Annotated in this window: 17 protein-coding genes; 8 read left to right on the top strand and 9 right to left on the bottom strand. The window is 58.0% G+C overall.

The features are described 5' to 3' along the window. Positions 1 to 114 precede the first annotated feature (114 nt). Positions 115 to 1,005 carry a LysR family transcriptional regulator gene (locus AAGQ88_RS22255; protein WP_342653593.1) on the bottom strand — a complete coding sequence of 297 codons (891 nt, stop codon included), beginning with the start codon at positions 1,003 to 1,005 and terminating at the stop codon, positions 115 to 117. Positions 1,006 to 1,144: 139 nt separating this feature from the next. Between AAGQ88_RS22255 and AAGQ88_RS22250 the strand changes: the two genes are divergently transcribed. The 3 genes from AAGQ88_RS22250 (at position 1,145) to ggt (ending at position 4,914) form a co-directional block, all read left to right on the top strand. Next, entirely contained in the window at positions 1,145 to 2,053 is a 909-nt protein-coding gene (locus AAGQ88_RS22250; RefSeq protein WP_342655868.1) for a DMT family transporter, read from the top strand. Between the two features lie 117 nt (positions 2,054 to 2,170). Further along, on the top strand, positions 2,171 to 3,070 hold the full coding sequence (locus AAGQ88_RS22245; RefSeq protein WP_342653592.1) for an NAD-dependent epimerase/dehydratase family protein: 900 nt from the start codon (positions 2,171 to 2,173) through the stop codon (positions 3,068 to 3,070). A gap of 176 nt (positions 3,071 to 3,246) precedes the next feature. After that, entirely contained in the window at positions 3,247 to 4,914 is a 1,668-nt protein-coding gene (ggt, locus tag AAGQ88_RS22240) for a gamma-glutamyltransferase (protein ID WP_342653591.1), read from the top strand. Positions 4,915 to 5,092: 178 nt separating this feature from the next. Here the strand turns inward: ggt and AAGQ88_RS22235 are convergent, their stop codons facing one another. After that, positions 5,093 to 6,676, bottom strand: a complete 1,584-nt coding sequence (locus AAGQ88_RS22235) for a peptide chain release factor 3 (protein ID WP_285422564.1) — start codon at positions 6,674 to 6,676, stop codon at positions 5,093 to 5,095. Between the two features lie 360 nt (positions 6,677 to 7,036). On the opposite strand from AAGQ88_RS22235, the gene AAGQ88_RS22230 reads away from it, so the two are divergent. From AAGQ88_RS22230 to AAGQ88_RS22215, 4 genes are read left to right on the top strand one after another with little or no spacing between them, the layout of a single operon-like run. Beyond that, positions 7,037 to 7,723, top strand: a complete 687-nt coding sequence (locus AAGQ88_RS22230) for an ABC transporter permease (RefSeq protein ID WP_342655867.1) — start codon at positions 7,037 to 7,039, stop codon at positions 7,721 to 7,723. A gap of 26 nt (positions 7,724 to 7,749) precedes the next feature. Beyond that, the gene (locus AAGQ88_RS22225) at positions 7,750 to 8,709 is read left to right on the top strand and encodes a glycine betaine ABC transporter substrate-binding protein (RefSeq protein ID WP_342653590.1); all 960 of its coding nucleotides are present in this window, start codon (positions 7,750 to 7,752) and stop codon (positions 8,707 to 8,709) included. Further along, entirely contained in the window at positions 8,706 to 9,359 is a 654-nt protein-coding gene (locus AAGQ88_RS22220; RefSeq protein ID WP_285422561.1) for an ABC transporter permease, read from the top strand. The genes AAGQ88_RS22225 and AAGQ88_RS22220 overlap by 4 nt, the downstream gene beginning before the upstream one ends. Positions 9,360 to 9,370: 11 nt before the next feature. Next, positions 9,371 to 10,537 carry an ABC transporter ATP-binding protein gene (locus AAGQ88_RS22215; RefSeq protein ID WP_342655866.1) on the top strand — a complete coding sequence of 389 codons (1,167 nt, stop codon included), beginning with the start codon at positions 9,371 to 9,373 and terminating at the stop codon, positions 10,535 to 10,537. A gap of 122 nt (positions 10,538 to 10,659) precedes the next feature. On the opposite strand, the gene AAGQ88_RS22210 is transcribed toward AAGQ88_RS22215, so the two are convergent. Continuing rightward, on the bottom strand, positions 10,660 to 11,910 hold the full coding sequence (locus AAGQ88_RS22210) for a DUF2599 domain-containing protein (protein ID WP_342653589.1): 1,251 nt from the start codon (positions 11,908 to 11,910) through the stop codon (positions 10,660 to 10,662). A gap of 663 nt (positions 11,911 to 12,573) precedes the next feature. Here AAGQ88_RS22210 and AAGQ88_RS22205 point away from each other — a divergent pair. Further along, the gene (locus tag AAGQ88_RS22205; RefSeq protein ID WP_093462711.1) at positions 12,574 to 13,737 is read left to right on the top strand and encodes a type III PLP-dependent enzyme; all 1,164 of its coding nucleotides are present in this window, start codon (positions 12,574 to 12,576) and stop codon (positions 13,735 to 13,737) included. Positions 13,738 to 13,791: 54 nt separating this feature from the next. Here the strand turns inward: AAGQ88_RS22205 and AAGQ88_RS22200 are convergent, their stop codons facing one another. The 6 genes from AAGQ88_RS22200 to AAGQ88_RS22175 all read right to left on the bottom strand — a co-directional run bounded on the left by AAGQ88_RS22200 (position 13,792) and on the right by AAGQ88_RS22175 (position 19,806). After that, a complete protein-coding gene (locus tag AAGQ88_RS22200; protein ID WP_342653588.1) occupies positions 13,792 to 14,568 on the bottom strand; it encodes a hypothetical protein in 777 nt (258 codons plus the stop codon). Between the two features lie 39 nt (positions 14,569 to 14,607). Continuing rightward, positions 14,608 to 15,753 (bottom strand): alpha-xenorhabdolysin family binary toxin subunit A, encoded by a 1,146-nt coding sequence (locus AAGQ88_RS22195; RefSeq protein WP_342653587.1) that lies wholly within the window; start codon positions 15,751 to 15,753, stop codon positions 14,608 to 14,610. Between the two features lie 127 nt (positions 15,754 to 15,880). Continuing rightward, positions 15,881 to 16,879 carry an alpha-xenorhabdolysin family binary toxin subunit B gene (locus AAGQ88_RS22190; protein ID WP_342653586.1) on the bottom strand — a complete coding sequence of 333 codons (999 nt, stop codon included), beginning with the start codon at positions 16,877 to 16,879 and terminating at the stop codon, positions 15,881 to 15,883. A gap of 1 nt (position 16,880) precedes the next feature. Beyond that, positions 16,881 to 18,068: an alpha-xenorhabdolysin family binary toxin subunit A gene (locus AAGQ88_RS22185; RefSeq protein WP_342653585.1), complete on the bottom strand. Its 1,188-nt coding sequence runs from the start codon at positions 18,066 to 18,068 to the stop codon at positions 16,881 to 16,883. A 260-nt stretch (positions 18,069 to 18,328) separates the two neighbouring features. Continuing rightward, complete coding sequence (locus tag AAGQ88_RS22180; protein ID WP_342653584.1) at positions 18,329 to 19,123, bottom strand: tetratricopeptide repeat protein; 795 nt, start codon at positions 19,121 to 19,123, stop codon at positions 18,329 to 18,331. 2 nt (positions 19,124 to 19,125) lie between these two features. Then, a complete protein-coding gene (locus tag AAGQ88_RS22175) occupies positions 19,126 to 19,806 on the bottom strand; it encodes a Fe2+-dependent dioxygenase (RefSeq protein WP_342653583.1) in 681 nt (226 codons plus the stop codon). Positions 19,807 to 19,962 lie beyond the last annotated feature (156 nt).

The raw sequence follows: 19,962 nt of genomic DNA, 5'->3' as shown, positions 1-19,962 counted from the left end.
GCTTCAGCCGGGAACAGGCCGGTATGTGCGCCATCAATTTTGCGGCAGGAAAACAAACCTGTTCCCGGCTAAAGCCGGTCCTACAGAATTGCGCGTTGCGTTAGCAGGACCGGCTTAGGCCGGGAAGGGGCCTGGGCTCACGGCGCTGAATTCCGCTTTCAACATCTCCACGAACGCGTCCCTCGCCGGGTGGTGTTCGGCGTTTTCGTGCCAGTAGAAAAGGTTGTCGATGGACGTCAGCTCAGGGAATTCATAGCCCACCCAGCCTGAGCCTTTCCGGTACTGCTCGAAGACGCCTTTGGGCACCAGCGCGACGCCCGCGCCTGCGCTCACGCAGCCGACAATCGTGCCATAGCTGGCAATGCTGATGATTGGATGCGCTTGGCCATGGTTGAGCAGCCATCGCTCAAGTGCCGCACGGTACGGGCAGCCTTCCGGCCACATGAAAATCGATTTGCCCTGCAGGTCGGCGGCGCTGTTGATCGGGCCCAGGGATTCGGCGGCAATCAGCACCAGGTCTTCGCGGTACATCGAGATGCGCTTGAGGCGCGCACGTTTGACGTCGATGGCGACGATCGCGCCGTCGAGTTTCTGGTTCAGGGCTGCCTCAAGCAATTGCGGCCCGGTGCCAGTGGTCAACTCAAGCGAGACCTGCGGGAAACGCGCATGGAATCTGGCGAGCAGGCGCGGCAAGCGCGAGGTGGCTGAGGATTCGATGGCGCCGATGCGCAAGGGGCCGGACGGCGCCGCATCGGGATGCACCGCGCGCCTGGCTTCGTCCGCCAGGCTGAGCATGCGCCCGGCGTAGGTCAGGAAAATCTCGCCTGCCGGGCTGATGCGCAAACCGCGTCCCTGACGAAAGAACAGCTCGGTGCCCAGTTCCGATTCCAGTGCCTTGATCCGGGCAGTGATGTTGGATGGAACGCAATGCAGAACCTGGGCGGCGCGGGCGATGCTGCCGGTGTCGGCAACCGTCTTGAACATGCGAATCTGGGCCAATTCCATGCGTCACCAAAAGTGAATGGTTGAGTCATTATTGTTCGGTTGTGGTGAGCATAAGTTATTTCGATACTCCTCTGCACGAGCAGGCATTGGGCCGTTCGGCAGGAGGATCGAAATGAGCGTCGCGAACGAACCGGTGAATATGGCCGCTGATCCAGGCTTGGCCAGGCTGCGCTGGCAGGGCCTGAAGGTCGCGCTGGCGACCGTTTTCGTGGTGGCATGCTGGGGTTTCTCGCCCACCGGTATTCGCATCGGTCTGCAAGGCTACGACCCGGGTCATCTGGCGCTGCTGCGGTTTCTCATCGCCTCGGTGTTCATGGCGCTGATCGCGTCGTCGCTGCGCATTTCTCTCCCGCGGCTCAAGGATTTGCCGCTGCTGGCTGTGCTCGGCTTCTTCGCCGTCAGCCTGCATCACATCGCACTCAACTTCGGTCAGGCCGGGGTCAGCGCCGGGGCCTCTAGCGTCTTGATCCAATCGATGCCGCTGTTCACGGCGCTGCTTGCGCATTTCGTGTTCAAGGAGCGGGTGAGTGCATGGCGCTGGACATGCGTGGCGTGGGGGCTGGTGGGCGTGGCCATTGTCATCACCGGCGATCGCGGATTCGGACACATCGACGTGCGCGGGCTGCTGGTGTTGCTCGCGGCGTTTTCCTGGAGCGTGTATTTCTCGCTGCAAAAGCGCTACAGCCATCGTTATGACGGGCTGACGATGGTTTGTTTCACGGTTTGGGCGGGGACGGTCTTCCTGCTCGTCTACCTGCCGGGGTTGTGGGGCGAGATTCTCAATGCGCCAATGCGGGTCAACGTTGCCGTGGGGGTATTGGGCTTTTTCCCCAGCGCGCTGGCGTATCTGGCGTGGGCTTATGTGTTGCAGCACATGGAGGTCAGCCGCGCCTCCATGAGTCTGTACCTGACACCGCCCATGGCGATTGCCATCGCCTCGGCGCTGCTGGGTGAAATGCCGTCGGCAATGGTCATTGTGGGTTCGATCGTGGTGCTGAGCAGCGTGCTGGCGCTGAATCTGCGTCGGGAGCGGCGGCTGCCGGGGTGACGGCAGACTGGGGATTCGTGACCTGTGCGCAAGATTCTTTTGGGCTGACCTCTCTTTTTCGTACCGAATCATCGGTCGATACTGAGTCCATCATTCACAGCCAACGGGAGTCACCCCATGAACATCTTCATTACCGGCGCCGCAGGTTTTATCGGTGGCTCCATCGCAACCGGCCTGGTCCAGAAAGGCCATCACGTCACAGGTCTGGTGCGCAGTGCCGAGCAGGCGCAGGAACTCAAGGCGCTGGGCATCGTTGCAGTGGTGGGCACGCTGGACGACAAGGACATGCTGATCGAACAGGCGCGCAAGGCCGATGGCGTTATCAATGCGGCGAGCAGCGACCATCGCGGCGCGGTCGAAGCTCTGATCGAAGGCCTGAAAGGGTCGAACAAACCCTTCCTGCATACCAGTGGTTCGAGCATTGTCGGCGACGCATCGGGCGGCAAAGGCAGTGACAAGATTTACTACGAAGGCCAACTGCCCGCCGCGACCCCGGACAAGGCTGCTCGCGTCGCCATCGATGATCTGGTCCTGGCCGCCGCCAAAGACGGCGTACGCTCGGCTGTCCTGTGTAACACCCTCATTTACGGCCACAGCCTGGGCGTCAATCGTGACAGCGTGCAGTTGCCACGTCTGGTCAAACAGGCGCGCAAGAGCGGGATCGTGCGCCACGTCGGAACGGGCGGCAATATCTGGTCCAACGTTCACATCGACGATGTGGTCGAGGTTTACGCGCTGGCGCTGGAAAAGAATCCGGCAGGCACGTTCTATTTCGTCGAAAGCGGCGAAGCATCCTTCCTCGACATGAGCAACGCGATCGCCAAGGCCATGGGGCTCGGCACGGCGCAAGACTGGCCGCTCAAGGACGCCGAAGCCGAATGGGGCTACGAGATGGCCAATTACGGGTTGGGTTCCAACAGCCGCGTGCGTGGCAAGCATGCCCGGGAATTGCTGGGTTGGGTGCCGAAACGCACGTCGGTGATCGACTGGATCGAGCACGACATGATCAAAGCCTGATCCTGCGATCTTCAAAGCGTGTTGTGAGCGCTACGCAGGATAACGGCCACCTTCGGGTGGCCGTTTGCGTTTGCGGGAAGTTTCATCATTAATGAGGAGTCATACCGTTAGTCTCGACAGCCACTGGACAGCCCGTCTGACACAAGCTGTCGCCGCCCGCTTACAAAGGATGCCTTATGCGAGTCGTGACCCTGAAAACCCTCGCCCTGGCGGTGATCTTTGCCGCCAGTTCACCGGTTTATGCCATCGCGCTGGAAGGCGGCGCCGTTGCGGCACCGGACCAATACGGCGCTGAAGTCGCCGCACAGATTCTCAGGAAAGGCGGCAACGCAGTCGACGCCGCCGTCGCCACCGCCTTCACTCTCGCAGTGACCTATCCCGAGGCCGGGAACATTGGTGGCGGCGGATTCATGACCCTGTTCATCAAAGGCAAGCCGTACTTTCTCGACTACCGCGAAACCGCGCCCAAGGCCGCTTCGCGCGACATGTATCTGGACGCCAAGGGCGAGGTGATTCCAGGCATGAGCCTGGTGGGCGCGCGAGCGAGCGGGGTGCCCGGTACGGTCATGGGCCTGTGGGAGGCGCATCGCAAGTTTGGCAAGCTGAAATGGGCCGAGCTTCTGACGCCGGCGATCGGCTACGCCAGGAACGGCTTTACCGTGGCGGACAAGCAATACCTGTACGGCGCCGAAGCCATCAAGCAACTGAACGGCAAGACCAATTTCGGCGACTATTTCGGCAACATGAGGGCGGGTGAAATCTTCCGTCAGCGCGAGCTGGCCAAGACCCTTGAGCGCATCGCAAACAAAGGCGCCGACGAGTTCTATAAAGGTGAGACCGCTGACCTGCTGGTTGCGCAGATGCAGAACGACAACGGGCTGATCACCCGGCAGGATCTGGCCGATTACAAAGCGGTGTGGCGCAAACCGTTGCGCGTCAATTTCGACGGCAACACCCTGTACACAGCGCCGCTGCCGAGCTCAGGCGGTGTCGCGCTTGCGCAACTGATCGGCATCAAGCAACAGCTGAGCGACGATTTCAAAGGCGTGCCGCTCAATTCGGCGCGCTATGTTCACCTGCTCGCGGAAATCGAAAAGCGCGTGTTCGCCGACCGCGCCAACTATCTGGGCGACCCCGATTTCTCCCAGGCGCCGGTCAGCCAGTTGACCGACCATACCTACCTCGTCCAGCGCGCCCATGAGGTGAATCCGAACGCCATTTCACCCACCGAAAACGTCAAGGCAGGGCTTGAATCGCACCAGACCACGCACTTTTCCATCGTTGATTCCAGAGGCGATGCGGTCAGCAATACGTACACGCTGAACTGGGATTACGGCAGCGGCGTCGTCGTCAAAGGCGCGGGCTTTCTGATGAACGATGAAATGGATGATTTCAGTGCCAAGCCGGGCGTTGCGAATGCTTTCGGCGTGGTCGGAGGCGATGCCAACGCCATCGAGCCGGGCAAGCGCATGCTGTCATCGATGAGCCCGAGCCTGGTCACCCGCGACGGCGCCGTCACGCTGGTGTTGGGGACTCCGGGCGGCTCGCGAATTTTCACCACGGTGTTTCAGGTGTTGAACAACATTTACGATTTCCACATGCCATTGAAAGACGCCGTCGCGGCTCAGCGCGTGCATCATCAATTGCTGCCGAAGGACACGATTTTCACCGAGAAATTTGCCCCGATGCCTGAACCTGTCGCCAACGAGCTGAAGGCCATGGGGTATACGATCAAGGATCAAGGCTGGTCGATGGGGAACGTGCAGGCGATCAGGATCAACGGCACCCAAGTCGAAACGGCGTCCGACCCGCGCGGGCGAGGCGTGGGGATGGTGGTGAAGTAACTATCGTTTCGCTCTCAGGGCAAAGGCGTTGGTCACCCATTGAATGATCGTTCCCACGCTCTGCGTGGGAATGCATCCTGGACGCTCCGCGTCCCTCAGTAGATGACGCGGAGCGTCACGGTCGGCATTCCCACGCGGAGCGTGGGAACGATCACCAGCCGTTATGGCTCAATGGCCCTTAATGGTGCTCACGGGTCGCGCGGAATTTGATGTCCGGCCAGCGCTCTTCCATCAGGCTCAGGTTGACCCGCGTCGGCGCCAGGTAGGTCAAGTGACCGCCGCCATCGACTGCCAGGTTTTCCACGGCCTTGTTCTCGAATTCCTCAAGCTTCTTCTTGTCGCTGCTGTCGATCCAGCGGGCTGACCACACGGTGATCGGCTCGTAGGCGCATTCGACTTTGTATTCCTCCTTCAAGCGGCTGGCGACCACATCGAACTGCAGCACACCGACGGCGCCCAGGATGATGTCGTTGCTGCGCGTCGGGAAGAACACCTGAGTGGCGCCTTCTTCGGCCAACTGCTGCAGACCCTGACGCAGCTGCTTGGATTTGAGCGGATCCTTCAGACGCACGCGACGGAACAGTTCTGGCGCGAAGTGCGGGATACCGGTGAAACCCAGTGCTTCGCCTTCGGTGAAGGTGTCGCCGATCTGGATCGTGCCATGGTTGTGCAGACCGATGATGTCGCCGGCGTAGGCCTCTTCGAGCTGTTCACGCTCACTGGAGAAGAAGGTCAGCGCGTCACCGATGCGCACGTCCTTGCCGGTGCGGACATGGCGCATTTTCATGCCCTTGTCGTACTTGCCCGAGCAGATGCGCATGAAGGCAATGCGGTCGCGGTGTTTGGGGTCCATGTTCGCCTGGATCTTGAACACGAAGCCCGAGAACTTCTCTTCCACCGGCTCCACCGTGCGCTCGTTGGCGACCCGCGGCAGCGGCAGGGGGGCCCAGTCGACGACGGCGTCCAGCACGTGATCGACACCGAAGTTGCCCAGCGCCGTTCCGAAGAACACCGGGGTCAGCTGACCGTCAAGGAACTCCTGCTGATCGAACGTGTGGCAAGCGCCCTGAACCAGTTCCAGTTGATCGACGAAACGGTCGTACTCATCACCCAGGTGCGCGCGGGCTTCGTCCGAATCCAGCTTCTGGATGATCTTGGTTTCAGTGCGTTCATGACCATGGCCGGCGGTGTAGACGATGATGTAGTCGTCAGCCAGGTGGTAAACGCCTTTGAAGTCGCGGTAGCAACCGATCGGCCAGGTGATCGGAGCAGCCTTGATCTTCAGGACCGCTTCGATTTCATCGAGCAGCTCGATCGGGTCGCGGATGTCGCGGTCCAGCTTGTTGATGAAGCTGACGATCGGCGTGTCGCGCAGGCGGCAGACATCCATCAGTGCGATGGTGCGGGGCTCTACACCCTTACCGCCGTCGAGCACCATCAAGGCCGAGTCAACCGCGGTCAACGTGCGGTAGGTGTCTTCGGAGAAGTCTTCGTGGCCCGGGGTGTCGAGCAGGTTGATCATGTGGTCGCGATACGGGAACTGCATGACCGAGGTGGTGATGGAAATGCCGCGCTGCTTTTCCATCTCCATCCAGTCGGATGTCGCGTGACGGTCGGATTTGCGGGACTTCACCGTACCGGCGACGGCAATGGCCTTGCCCATCAGCAGCAGTTTTTCGGTGATGGTCGTCTTACCCGCATCCGGGTGGGAAATAATGGCGAAAGTGCGGCGTTTCGCGACTTCGGCGGCCTGTCTGGTCATGGGAAATCGCCCGAAAGGTGATTCAAAAAAGGGCGGCGATTATAGCCCAACTGAATGCAATAACCGAACCGTTCAGTCAATCAGGGGTGGCCAGATAGCATCTCACGTGGGAACCTTTGCGGTTGTGGAGACGTCCATTCCCAGGCAATGCAAAGCGCCAAGGGTTGCAAAATCAGCAAGTTAGCTTGACGAAGCTGCGCTCATGGCTTGTGTCTTCGCCGAAGCTTCACCCTTTCCGGCGATCCACCCGCTGCTCTTCGCGAACGTTCGCTGACGGCCTGAACAGGCCCGTCGCGCGCCAGACGTTCGCCGACTGAAATAAGGAGTCCGCCTGTGGCTAATCGCTATGGCAAGGGGCTAATGGGAGGTGCGATTGTCGTCGTGCTTCTGGCCCTGCTGATCCAGTGGATCGGCATCAGTACCCTCAAGCAGTATCAGGATGATCTGCTGTTTTACCTGCAAGCCCACGTGGTGCTTGTACTTGCATCGATGCTGGCGGCACTGGTGGTCGGAATTCCGACTGGCATTGTCTTGAGCCGACCGAACATGGTTGGCCGCGCCGAACGCTTCATGCAGATCTTCAACATCGGTAACACCGTTCCTCCTCTTGCGGTTCTGGCCATTGCTCTGGGCATCCTGGGCATCGGCAGCGGACCTGCGATCTTCGCGCTGTTCCTCGCCTCGTTGCTGCCGATCGTGCGCAACACCTACGAAGGCCTCAAAAACGTCCAGGGCTCTCTCAAAGAAGCGGCCACCGGCATCGGCATGACGCCTCGTCAGGTGCTGTGGCGTGTCGAGCTGCCCAATGCGGTGCCGATCATCGTCGGCGGCGTGCGGGTGGCACTGGCGATCAACGTCGGCACCGCACCGCTGGCGTTTCTGATCGGCGCCAACAGCCTTGGCAGCCTGATCTTCCCCGGCATTGCCCTGAACAACCAGCCACAGCTCGTGCTGGGCGCTGCGTGTACCGCGCTGCTCGCCCTGTTGCTCGACGGCGCCGTGACCCTGGCGAGTCGCCTCTGGCTGGAACGTGGCCTGGCTCGCTGAGCCGCCGCGCTGAAGAAGGAATTGGAATGAAGAAGTTATGCACACTCATCGCAGGCGCGGGCCTGCTGCTGGCGGGGTTCGCCCAGGCGGCGGAAATGCCTGTCCTGCGCATCGGCGCCCGGGTATTCACCGAGCAAACCATCCTTGCCGAACTGACCGCGCAATACCTGCGCGACAAGGGCTATCAGGTGCAGATCACCGGGGGGCTGGGCAGCAACCTTGCGCGCAGTGCGCAGGAATCCGGCCAGCTGGACATGCTCTGGGAATACACCGGCGTGTCATTGGTGGCCTACAACCATGTCGATGAAAAGCTCGACAGCGAACAGACCTATCAGCGCGTGAAGGATCTGGACGCTAAAAAGGGCCTGGTCTGGCTGTCCCCCTCGAAGTTCAACAACACCTACGCGCTGGCGCTGCCGGACAAGGTTGCCAAAGCGTATCCACAGATCAACAACGTTTCCCAACTGACAACCTTGCTCAAGGATGAGGCGAAGGAGAGTCATATCGTCGCGCTCGACACCGAATTCGCCAACCGTTCCGACGGGCTGGTGGGCATGGTCAAGCACTACGACATGAACCTGAGCCGTGAAAACACTCGTCAGATGGATGCCGGTCTCGTCTACACCGCGCTGCGCAACGGGCAAGTGTTCGCAGGTCTGGTCTACACCACGGACGGACGCCTCAATGCGTTCAAGCTCAAGGTGTTGGACGATGACAAGCACTACTTCCCCGATTACACCGCCGCACCGGTGATCCGCAAGGAGTACCTGGACCAGCACCCGCAACTGGCCGAACAGCTCAAACCGCTGGCCGCGCTGCTGGACAACCAGACGATGATCGATCTGAACGCGCGCGTCGACGTCGATCACGAAAGTCCTACCGTCGTGGCTGCTGACTTCCTGCGAAGCCACCCGATCAATCCTTCCGCCGAAAGCGTGCCGATCAGGCAGACGCCGGTAGAAAAACAACGAGAGGAGAAACTATGAGCTTCCTCAGCGCCTTCTCCCATCTGGACTGGAATCAGGTCATGCACCTGACCTTGCAACACATCGCGCTGGTGGGCATCGCGGTGTCGCTGGCGATCCTCGCCGGGGTGCCGCTGGGCGTGTTCATGACACGTTTCCCGGTATTGGCCGGCCCGCTGCAAGCCAGCGCCACGGTGCTGCTGACCATCCCGTCGATCGCCCTGTTCGGCCTGTTGCTGCCGTTCTACTCCAAGTTCGGCCAGGGGCTTGGCCCGATGCCGGCGATCACGGCGGTGTTCCTGTATTCGCTGTTGCCCATCATGCGTAACACCTATCTCGCGCTGACCGGCGTCGAACCCGGTATCCGCGAGGCCGCCAAAGGCATCGGCATGACCTTCGGCCAGCGCCTGCGCATGGTCGAACTGCCGATCGCCGTGCCCGTGATCCTCGCCGGCGTGCGCACCGCCGTGGTCATGAACATCGGCGTCATGACCATTGCCGCCACGATCGGCGCTGGCGGTCTGGGCGTACTCATCCTCGCTTCCATCAGCCGCAGCGACATGTCGATGCTGATCGTCGGCGCCGTACTGGTCAGCATTCTGGCCATCTTCGCCGACCTGCTTCTGCAATGGCTACAACGCTCGCTGACTCCAAAAGGATTGCTCAAATGATCGCTAAACAAATGATTGAACTGCAGAACCTCAGCAAGACCTTTCAAAGCAACGGCAAAGAAGTCAAAGCCGTCGACTCGGTGAGCCTGACCGTCAACGAAGGCGAGATCTGTGTGTTCCTCGGCCCGTCCGGCTGCGGCAAAAGTACGACGCTGAAAATGATCAACCGCCTGATCATGCCCACCTCCGGCAAAGTCCTGATCAACGGCGAAGACACCACCGGCCTGGATGAAGTGACCCTGCGCCGCAACATCGGCTACGTGATCCAGCAGATTGGCCTGTTCCCGAACATGACCATCGAAGAAAACATCGTGGTGGTGCCCAAGCTGCTCGGCTGGGACAAGCAGAAATGCCACGACCGTGCGCGTGAACTGATGAGCATGATCAAGCTGGAGCCCAAGCAATATCTGCATCGCTATCCGCGCGAGCTGTCCGGTGGTCAGCAGCAGCGCATCGGCGTGATCCGTGCGCTGGCGGCCGACGCGCCTTTGCTGCTGATGGACGAGCCGTTTGGCGCGGTCGACCCGATCAACCGCGAGATGATCCAGAACGAGTTCTTCGAGATGCAACGTGCGTTGAACAAGACCGTGATCATGGTCAGCCACGACATCGACGAAGCCATCAAACTGGGTGACAAGATCGCCATTTTCCGCGCTGGCAAGTTGCTGCAGATCGACCACCCGGACACCCTGCTGGCGCACCCGGCGGACGATTTCGTCAGCAACTTCGTGGGGCAGGACAGCACGCTCAAGCGACTGCTGTTGGTCAAGGCCGAAGACGCCGCCGACAACGCGCCATCGGTCAGCCCGGAAACGCCAGTGGCCGACGCTCTGGAAATCATGGACGAACAGGATCGCCGGTACGTCGTGGTCACCGATGGCGAGAACAAAGCGATGGGCTACGTGCGGCGCCGCGACCTGCACCGCCAGAGCGGCACCTGCGAGCAATACCTGCGCCCGTTCAACGCCACGGCGGCCTACGACGAACACCTGCGCATCCTCCTGTCGCGCATGTACGAATTCAACCGCTCCTGGCTACCGGTACTGGATGCCGAAAACGTATTCCTGGGTGAAGTGACCCAGGAGTCGATCGCCGCCTACCTGAGCTCCGGCCAGTCCCGCGGGAAGAAGACCAGCATCGTTTCCCCAGCGGAAGTGGCGGAGCAGGCGGCTTCTTGATTTTTTGATCGCGGGCGAAAGCCTGCAGAAGTCCGCTTTGTCGACGGTAGCTTTCATTCGATGGGCTACCGCCGGCAGGCCGCGCTGCTACAGGTGTGCACCCGGCAACCGCAATGTTTTATTCAATACGGATTGCAGCCTTGTTTGAAGACCTCATCCCATGAGGCCACAGGGCGGCTGGGTTCCAGATTCCAAGTGGGCTTATCGCGTGCGAATATCTTTTTGCCGCGGTCATCACCGCTCCATTCCAGATGGCAGACGAACTGACGTTCCATGCTGCCGTTGTCCGGCTGCCAGCGCGGGTCGCTTGCATACTTGCTGAACAGCTCGGCGTAGGCCGCATGCTGTTGAGCTTTGTTCATCTTCTTCCCGCATTCGGTGGGTTTGATCATCAGCGACCAGGGATTACCTTTCAGGTAGGGATCTTCGCGGCGTTCCCATGTGGCGTTTTCAATGTAACTTTTGCAGTTGTTCTCAACGGTCGGAATGGGCGCTGCCTGATCCGCATCGTAGTAAGTGAACACGGCTTCCTGGTTGTTATTCCTCGGCAGATCAACCCTGACCACCGGTACCCATTTGCCAGTTTTATTGTAATAACGCAACTGGTCATCCTTGGCCTCGCGCAGGCCTTTTATATCTCTGACTCTGTCGGTGGGCGTGTAGATAAACGCGAGAATGGGCAGTTGCGCATCTTCGTCGTCTTTCCAGGTAGGTACCCTGATTTCGGTTTGCGTCTGGATTGTGTCGTAACGGTCCTTTATTCCTTGCCGCGCTCGGACGCCCTGCCAGAAAGCCTGCGCGTCATCTTCTCGGCCTTTGATTTCAAAGCCACATTGCTTCTGATGATTGAATCCAACTTTTTTGTAATTCTCCACCCACTGCGCTGCGGAGTCGACGCCCATACTCTGGCAGCTTTTCTCTACTTCAGCTGTCGTACGGTTGTCGCTGCAGCCAGCGTCATTGCGGTCGTCGGTCCATGCGTCAATGGGGAAAAAGCACAACGTATCGATCTTTCTTTCTGAGTCGGAGATGAAATCATTGGGTTTCAATACAAACCCGTTATTTTTCCTGAGTCCCAAGTCCTGATATTTAATGTCCTGACGGGTAAATGACATCGATACGCCTTTGCTGTTGACGGACGCAGGGCTGGGGTCCCATGGCTCGAAAGACTTCATGCTGTCAGTACCGCGCATTCTTAATCCGGAACATTGATCCAGTGGCCGACCGGCGCCGCAGTCTTCAAGGGTTCGATTATAGTAATATCTCATCTGCCATACCGTGTCGCTGCCGACGCCGGCGTGAACTTCAGTGAATATAAAAATGGCCGGTAAAGCCATTATGAGGAAACAGGGTTTTATACAGGCGCGATCCATGGCATAGCCCTCGTCCGTTAGCGGACAGAACATTAATTAATCTTCATCTGATTTCCTTATTCAGAGTATTCGTACGGCCAGGTGTGGACAACTGTCAGAACTAACAGTGGTGAGCATATTTCGAAGTAGCCGTGGCTGTTTTAATTGCCGATTGATCGAAGGTAATCCTACCGCTGATCAATGTCAGATCTTTGAAAGGGCGTGTTGCTGATCGCCGTCGCAAGCCGAATGGCTGGCGACAGCTCCCGCACCGCAAGCGCAAGCCTCAAAACCTCGGAACATTCGGGCGCCAGTCTGCCTAGCTGCTGAAATTGGCCTTCATTGGGAACATCACCCTGTCACATCGGTCGGTTACTACAGGGTGAATGAGATGTGGCCAATGCCCGCTCGGCAAAAACGGGCATAAAAGCGACATTTTTTGTTGATCTTGAACCCCTCAGGTCCTAAAGTTCGCGCCGAACGTCCATGCTGGAAACGATCCATCCGGCTCAAGTACTGACGACGAGACAGCAAGGCCAAGGGAACCCGCTTCCCATGGCTTTTTTTGCTTTCGGCGATCGGCCTTGGGAAGTAGGCGAACCAAAGTGGGGATACGGAGGACGTTCATGAGGGCCAGGCCCTCGCACCCATTGTTTTTTACCGTTTGCCAACAGGAGTCCCCGCATGTCGATTCAGGTCGAAGATTATTTCGCAAAGAGCACCTTCGAAAAAATGAAGGCGTTCGCCGACAAGCAAGAAACCCCTTTCGTACTCATCGACACGTCGATGATCAGCCAGGCGTACGACGACCTGCGCGCCGGTTTCGAATTCGCCAAGGTTTACTACGCCGTCAAAGCCAACCCGGCTGTCGAGATCATTGATCTGCTCAAGGAAAAGGGATCGAGCTTCGACATCGCGTCGATCTACGAGCTGGACAAGGTCATGGGTCGCGGCGTTGGCCCGGAGCGCATCAGCTACGGCAACACCATCAAGAAATCCAAGGACATCCGCTACTTCTACGACAAGGGCGTGCGCCTGTACGCCACCGACTCCGAAGCTGACCTGCGCAACATCGCCAAGGCAGCACCGGGTTCGAAAGTCTACGTGCGCATTCTGACCGAAGGTTCGACCACCGCCGACTGGCCGCTGTCGCGCAAATTCGGCTGCCAGACCGACATGGCCATGGACCTGCTGATCCTGGCCCGCGACCTGGGTCTGGTGCCTTACGGCATCTCCTTCCACGTCGGTTCCCAGCAGCGCGACATCAGCGTCTGGGATGCCGCGATCGCCAAGGTCAAAGTGATCTTCGAGCGCCTGAAGGAAGAAGACGGCATCGAGCTCAAGCTGATCAACATGGGCGGCGGCTTCCCGGCCAACTACATCACCCGTACCAACAGCCTGGAAACGTACGCAGAAGAAATCATCCGTTTCCTGAAAGAAGATTTCGGCGACGATCTGCCGGAAATCATTCTGGAGCCGGGCCGTTCGCTGATTGCCAACGCCGGCATTCTGGTCAGCGAAGTCGTGCTGGTTGCACGTAAGTCGCGCACCGCCGTCGAGCGTTGGGTCTACACCGATGTGGGCAAGTTCTCTGGCCTGATCGAAACCATGGACGAAGCGATCAAGTTCCCGATCTGGACCGAGAAGAAAGGTGAAGTCGAAGAAGTCGTCATCGCCGGCCCGACCTGCGACAGCGCCGACATCATGTACGAGAACTACAAGTACGGTCTGCCACTGAACCTGGCCATCGGTGACCGCCTGTATTGGCTGTCCACCGGCGCGTACACCACCAGCTACAGCGCAGTCGAGTTCAATGGCTTCCCGCCGCTGAAGTCCTACTACGTGTAATGATCGCTGTTACGAAAAACGGCACCCATCGCGGTGCCGTTTTTTTTTGCCGGTTCAGAAGCGGAATCGAAGAATGAGGTCGTGTGTGTAATCGATCAGGCGCAGTGCTTCGCGCGCTGAACTGGCCGCTGATTGACAGGAAACCGCCAGTTGTCGAGGTGACAGGTCGGCCTTGATCGCCTGAATATCCTCGACGGTCGCGGTCAAGAGACACGACAGGCGCGAGCAGTAAGCGCCCATATTTCCAGCCGAGAGAAGTGCCGAGTTGTACGCGCGGCGATGCCATTCCAGTTTGTTGCGCGCCGAAGCCAGGCTGCTCTCGTCCATCAACGCGCTGACCAGCGTATCCGGTGCGTTGCTCGACGTGCTTGTGACCAGCAGTCCTTTGCGTTTCGCATGTTCATACATCCTCAAGGTCATGAAGTCCATGAATCGAGGAGTTGTCTGCTGCGCGCATTCGATGATGCCATCGCATTCCACCTGCTGGCGCTCGAAGGCTGCTTTATGGCGTAGCAGCTCCTTGATAAGCGGTGGAAGTCGGCTGTCGAGCGCGTTGCTATCCAATATGAGGATTATCTGCGCCAAACTCTTTTTGGTGTCCTGGTGGATTGAACGTATCTGCGTTGCGCTGGCGGTCCAGAGTGAGCTGCCTTGCTCCGCCAGGGTGACGACCTGATCCATTGCCGGTTCGTCGTAGCGGCCATATTCGGCTTCCGGCACCAGCCCCAGCGTGATCTTGAAGGCTTCAATGTATTCGGGCAGCTTTTTCAGGTAGCCCATGTTGAAGCCCAGATAGGCCATGTCGTCGTATTCGATAAGATGCGTGGTCATTATTCGCCCTCCATGGCGCTGCGGGTGAAATCGGGATTGCTACTGATGTCCGTAGTTCTTGCGAAAGGCTTGATCGGCCTCTTTGAAAACGTTGAGTAATGTATCCGCGTCCCTTTTTATTTGACCCCAAGGCTCGGCCACGAGGTTAAAAGCGTTCAACAGGCGGCGCAGGGACAGTGCGTCCTCGATTCTTCCGGTTTCCTCAATCGAGTGAGTCAGGTAGGTGTGCAGGCCGTTCCACACAATGACTATGTTTTGAGTGGCGATGTCTGCATCGAGAATGACCCGTGACAGATCATGCAAGTCACAGCGAACACGATGAAGTGAGGCGTGAATCCTGTTTTTCTGCTCAAGCCGAACAACGCTGGCCTCCTGTTGCTGACGCAGTGCGCTGATCTGATTGCGCACTTTATCGGCTTCGTCGCTGTAATAGAGGCCTAATCCCGGCAAGGCAAAAATGTTCAGTGACGACTTCTTCACCAGCGTTTTGTATTCCCGTTGCTTCTCTTCGATGTCAGCGCCCCGTCTTTCAATGGTGTCGATCAGGGCTTGAATGTCGGGCTGCAAGTGGCTGGTGTCGATGCTTCGTAGCTTGAGCTGCACCTGGGGCATCACTGCAGTGGACAACTCTTTGGAGAAAGCATCGAGTCGGCGCTTGAGTGATTCTGTCCCGTTTCGACGCTGGAGCACGAGCGAAGCAACTTGCTGGATGTACTGCAGGACGTCCGCCAAATCTTGCGGATCAACGTTTCCGGAAGGCTTAGCTTTGACCTCGTCATACAGCTGTCGAACGCCGCTGGCGTGAGTCATCATCTGGTCGGCGAAGACCCAGAGTTCGCTGCCGACGTTCATCAGGTCGGTGCGAAGCGGGTTCCATTGCGAGGCATGTTGATGGATATGATTGAAAGTCGTCTGAAAGTCCCGGGCTTCTAGATTCGAGCCCGCGCCGGTGGCGTAGCCGAGATAAACAATGACATCGCTGAGCGACGTCGGAAGTGCGAGGCCGCGGGTTTCATACCGCTTCAGATCAACCAGTTGTGCTTTTGTAAGAATAAGCCCAGGCGCGCGAAAGACGTCTTCTGACGTCCCAGCTGCGGCAGAAATCAAAAGCCCGGGCAGTCGCTCTGCCAAGTCAAATCTCTCATCGCGAATGGGGGCGTCATCCAAGGGGTCGGATGATTTCATGTTGTTAATCCTTTAATGGGATAAGGGGCGACGCAGAGCGCAGTCATAACCCGTACACTCCCGGGGATGCGGCCGGGACGAACATCCTTGAACTTCCCGGCCGCACTTTGCGCATGAGCGGATGAAGTCAGGCCATGACCTTCAGATGCTTCGCGAGCGACAATACGTCCGCGCCAAACTGAGCGACACTGTCCTGATCAGCACAGTTGACCGTGCTGTGAGTGCTCAGAAATGAGGCGGTGGCCATGATGCATTTTTCGAACTCGGCAACGTACTGCGCTCGCTGATCGTCGAAATGATGGGACTCGGTGATCAGTTCTTTTTTCGACGTCGCCAGACGCAGTTCTTCGGTCTTCTCAGACGTGCTGTCGACAAGATCGTTGATCCGTTTACGCAGCGTGTCACGGGCTTCGATCATGCTCACATAATTGATCAGGCTCTCGGCCCGCTCCAGGACCTGCGTGGCCAGATCAATAGCCGCTTGTACTGCCTGCACCTCAGGCGGAGCCATTCCCAGTTTGGCCAGTTCCTGAGTGGTCAACGCTGCCTCTTTTGCGACTTGGGTAAAGCCCTTGGCTTCGATCAGCGCCATCGCGTCAGTCAGCGCCTTGCGTTTCGTTTCCAGCGCGTCCTGACGCGCCTTGATTTCGAGGACTTCTGCCGGCAAGCGCGTCAATTCTGCTTCGAGCTGAGTGACGTATTTCCCCGTGGCCATGCGATCGAGTGGAGCGGCCATGGCAGGAATAAGCTCTTTGAGCGCCCGCTCCTTTTGGCTCACAGTTTCCATGACCTCTTGAACCCGAAGGGTGATGTCTTCAATGATATCTTCATGGTCAGATTCAGGCGCATCGCGTAGCTCGGATTGAAGCCCTCGGATCGTGTCAATCTGAATACCCATTTTAGTGTTCAGTGATTGAACGGTCTCGCGAAGTTCAGAGTCAGCGGTACACAGCGCATCATTCTGTTCAGAGACGCGGCTGTGCAGAGAAGGAAGGTACTGTGTCTGAATGAATAGACGTTTGACTTCAACGGTCGCAGCATTGGCTTTGCTTCTCGTCTCTCGAACCGCTTGCGGATTCAGCGTCGGGTAGTCGATGGCACTTGGAAATTGAGAAATATTGTTCATTTTAAACTCCGTATTCTTCTTTGAATTCGCGGTCGGCTGCAGCGAACACGTCTCGCAGTTTTTCGGCATCGACCTCGATGGTTTCCCAGGGCTTGACCACCAGATTGAATTGGTTGCGGAATCTGCGCAGGGAGAGCCCGTCTTCAATTTTTTTGACTTCTTCGGCGGAAGCGGCGATGAATGTGCTGAGCGAGTTCCAGACGCTGATGAGGTTTTTAGTGGCGATGTCGGCATCGATGACAATCAGATCGAGGTTCTGAAAGTCCATGCGGACACGGCCCAACGCTGCCAGGATCTTGTTTTTCTGCGCCATCAGCGCAAGGTCTTTTTCCTGCTCTTCCGATAGCTTGTTGCGTTCCTTTCGGATCTTCTCAGCCTCGACGCTGGAGTAGATCATCATGATCAAATTGCCGACCACCGCGCCGATGGCTTGCTTCACCAGCTCTTTGTATTCTTTGTTCTTCTCCTCGATATCCGTCGCGCGGTTATCGATTTTTACCTGCAGCGCTTTGATTTCGCTGCCCAGAGAGTTGTTGTCAATCAAAGACAGTTTGAGCTTGATGGCCGGGCCGACGTCTTCGGCCAGTTGCTTGCCGAATGCGTCCAGCCGCCGTTTAATGTTGAATGCTTCGTCCTGTCGGTTATTAACTTTTTCAAGTATTTCTTTGAGGTAATAACCCAGGTCTTCGCGGTCGGTTTTTTCGATGCCGGGAAACTTGGTCCCTAGCTCCATTTCGACGTTGCGCAGGTCCTGAAGTGTTTTGATGTTGTGTTTTTCGATCAGGTCAAGTGTGGCGATATCTTTGAATACGTCGTTCATGCTTTCGCCATAGACCTGCATTGATCCAGCGAATACCACAAGTTCGTCATTGACGGTCAGCATATCCGTGCGCAGTGGATTCCAGAGTCGGGCGTGGCCGTTCACGAGTTGAAACGTTTCTTGAAAGTCCCTCGCTTCCAGACCGCTGCCAGCCCCGGACTCATAGCCCAGATAGGCAATAACATCCTTCAGGTCGGTCGGAAGCGCCAGTCCGGCTATTTCATACTTCTTAAGTTTTTTGACCTGGTCTTTGGTCAATAACAGCCCAGAATCCCGAGCATCGCGCTCAGGCGTTGCAACGGATGAACTGAAAAGTGCCACGGGGTCTGTGGCCGCATCGGTTGAAAGGTCGTTTTCTGCTTGTGACATATCATTAGTCCTTTAATGATGTCTCGTTACTTTTTCCGAAGTTCGTCAACGCTCCGGATGCAGGCGGGTAAAGTTGTCTGCACGAACAGGAGAGTAAGTTGTGCTTTTGCAGAGGTCAAAGTGGAAAACTGGCTTAAGTCTGTAGGAGAATTCCAGTCACTGAGAAGTTGCGCCCGGCAACTCCCCTGAAACCCGTACTTTCGTGGTGTTTGACGCGCTTTACAGAGCTGGATTTCGAAAATGGAACTTACAATTGGCCGTTATATTCCATTCAAGAGGTCACGATATTTGGCAGCGTCCGTTTCGTCCCCCAGGTGTGCCGCTTTTGCATGGTAATCCTGCGCCAGTAAACGGATTTCGGGATGCCGGGAAGAGAGCAGCACCTGGCGACTGACACGCAGAAAGTTGAGGTTGCCGATGCTTAACGCGGTTTCCAGCCATTCGATGGCTTCCTCGACCCGGCCTTGTTCGGCCAGCACTGCGGCGTGACTGAACTGTCCGCGGAAGTCGCCGCCCTCGGCAGAACGCCGATACCAGTCGTAAGCGCCTGCCAGATCCTGTTCGCAGCACACGCCTTCTTCAAGGTAGCGCCCCAGCAGGTTCATCGACTTTGCGTGGCCCACCTGTGCAGCCTTGCGATAGCAGGCGAGGGCGCGTGCCTGGTCTTTGTTGACGCCGCGCCCGGTTGCCAGCAGGTTGCCGTAGTTGTAAAAGCCCCAGTCGAGCCCGGATTCCGCCGCAACCCGGTAATGCTCGGCAGCCTTGACGGCGTCGGGTTCGCAGCCCCAGCCATGTTCATGGCAGCGCCCCAGCATGTTGTGCGACATCACGTGGCCGTTGCGTGCTGCGATCTGGAACCAGGTCAGCGCCAGCGCCGCATCTTGCTCGATCCCGCTTCCGTCGAGCAGGATCTGCCCGAGCAACGCCTGAGCATCGACGATGTTCTGCTGCGCAGCGATCAGGATCGCCCGCGCCGCGCTCGCCGGATTTTCCTGCAGCATCGCGCGCAACTGCTCGCCATCGAGGACTTCCTCACGTCGCAGATTCCAGCCCATCGTCAAACCTCGACCCACTGACGCAACAGGTTGTGATAAGTGCCGGTGAGCTGAATCAGGGATGGATGATCAGGCACGTCGCGACTGAGTTGCTGGATGGCATTGTCCATCTCGAACAGCAGCGTGCGGTGGCCGTCATCGCGGACCAGGCTTTGCGTCCAGAAGAACGAGGCGTAACGCGCACCGCGGGTGACGGCGTTGACCTTGTGCAGGCTGGTGGCAGGGTAGAGCAGCATGTCGCCGGCGGGCAGTTTGACTTGCCGGGTGCCGAAGGTGTCCTGAATCACCAGTTCGCCGCCGTCGTAGTCCTCGGGCTCGCTGAAGAACAGCGTCGACGAGAGGTCGGTACGCACGCGTTCGACACTGCCTTTGCTTTGCCGCACGGCATTGTCGACGTGGAAATCGAAGCTGCCGCCGCCGGTGTAGCAGTTGATCAAGGGCGGGAAGACTTTGTGGGGCAGCGCCGCGGACATGAACAGCGGGTTCTGCCAGAGCCGTTCGAGCATGGCCGTGCCGATTTCCACCGCCAGCGGGTGGCCTTCGGGCAGTTGCAGGTTGCGCTTGGCCTTTGCCGATTGATGCCCGGCGGTGATCTTGCCGTCCGCCCACTCGGTTTGCGTGAGAGCCTCGCGTATGCGCAGCACTTCCTCAGGGGTGAACAGGCCGGGAATGTGTAACAGCATGGCGTCGCGACTCTGGATCGAAAGAGGGCGAATGGTAGTGATTCTTATTGACTGTGTAAAACCCTGCTGATTCAGGCAGACGGATGAGCGGAGGAAAAACGTAATGCGGAAATGTAAAGAATGTAAGTTTTCTGCGAATAGAAATCAGTCTCAACT

It is taken from the genome of Pseudomonas sp. F3-2 (genome assembly GCF_038804275.1).
Classification (GTDB): Bacteria; Pseudomonadota; Gammaproteobacteria; order Pseudomonadales; family Pseudomonadaceae; genus Aquipseudomonas.
Note: the sequence above shows the minus strand (reverse complement) of the source record. Positions and strands in the feature narration are given on the sequence as shown.

What these genes read in the sequence shown, in the direction of transcription:
- ggt (WP_342653591.1), top strand. Translation starts at nt 3,247, where the DNA reads ATGCGAGTCGTGACCCTGAAAACCCTCGCCCTGGCGGTGATCTTTGCC.
- AAGQ88_RS22185 (WP_342653585.1), bottom strand. Translation starts at nt 18,068, where the DNA reads ATGTCACAAGCAGAAAACGACCTTTCAACCGATGCGGCCACAGACCCC.
- AAGQ88_RS22215 (WP_342655866.1), top strand. Translation starts at nt 9,371, where the DNA reads ATGATTGAACTGCAGAACCTCAGCAAGACCTTTCAAAGCAACGGCAAA.
- AAGQ88_RS22230 (WP_342655867.1), top strand. Translation starts at nt 7,037, where the DNA reads ATGGGAGGTGCGATTGTCGTCGTGCTTCTGGCCCTGCTGATCCAGTGG.
- AAGQ88_RS22235 (WP_285422564.1), bottom strand. Translation starts at nt 6,676, where the DNA reads ATGACCAGACAGGCCGCCGAAGTCGCGAAACGCCGCACTTTCGCCATT.
- AAGQ88_RS22200 (WP_342653588.1), bottom strand. Translation starts at nt 14,568, where the DNA reads ATGACCACGCATCTTATCGAATACGACGACATGGCCTATCTGGGCTTC.
- AAGQ88_RS22205 (WP_093462711.1), top strand. Translation starts at nt 12,574, where the DNA reads ATGTCGATTCAGGTCGAAGATTATTTCGCAAAGAGCACCTTCGAAAAA.
- AAGQ88_RS22210 (WP_342653589.1), bottom strand. Translation starts at nt 11,910, where the DNA reads ATGGATCGCGCCTGTATAAAACCCTGTTTCCTCATAATGGCTTTACCG.
- AAGQ88_RS22250 (WP_342655868.1), top strand. Translation starts at nt 1,145, where the DNA reads ATGGCCGCTGATCCAGGCTTGGCCAGGCTGCGCTGGCAGGGCCTGAAG.
- AAGQ88_RS22180 (WP_342653584.1), bottom strand. Translation starts at nt 19,123, where the DNA reads ATGGGCTGGAATCTGCGACGTGAGGAAGTCCTCGATGGCGAGCAGTTG.
- AAGQ88_RS22245 (WP_342653592.1), top strand. Translation starts at nt 2,171, where the DNA reads ATGAACATCTTCATTACCGGCGCCGCAGGTTTTATCGGTGGCTCCATC.
- AAGQ88_RS22195 (WP_342653587.1), bottom strand. Translation starts at nt 15,753, where the DNA reads ATGAAATCATCCGACCCCTTGGATGACGCCCCCATTCGCGATGAGAGA.
- AAGQ88_RS22190 (WP_342653586.1), bottom strand. Translation starts at nt 16,879, where the DNA reads ATGAACAATATTTCTCAATTTCCAAGTGCCATCGACTACCCGACGCTG.
- AAGQ88_RS22175 (WP_342653583.1), bottom strand. Translation starts at nt 19,806, where the DNA reads ATGCTGTTACACATTCCCGGCCTGTTCACCCCTGAGGAAGTGCTGCGC.
- AAGQ88_RS22220 (WP_285422561.1), top strand. Translation starts at nt 8,706, where the DNA reads ATGAGCTTCCTCAGCGCCTTCTCCCATCTGGACTGGAATCAGGTCATG.
- AAGQ88_RS22225 (WP_342653590.1), top strand. Translation starts at nt 7,750, where the DNA reads ATGAAGAAGTTATGCACACTCATCGCAGGCGCGGGCCTGCTGCTGGCG.
- AAGQ88_RS22255 (WP_342653593.1), bottom strand. Translation starts at nt 1,005, where the DNA reads ATGGAATTGGCCCAGATTCGCATGTTCAAGACGGTTGCCGACACCGGC.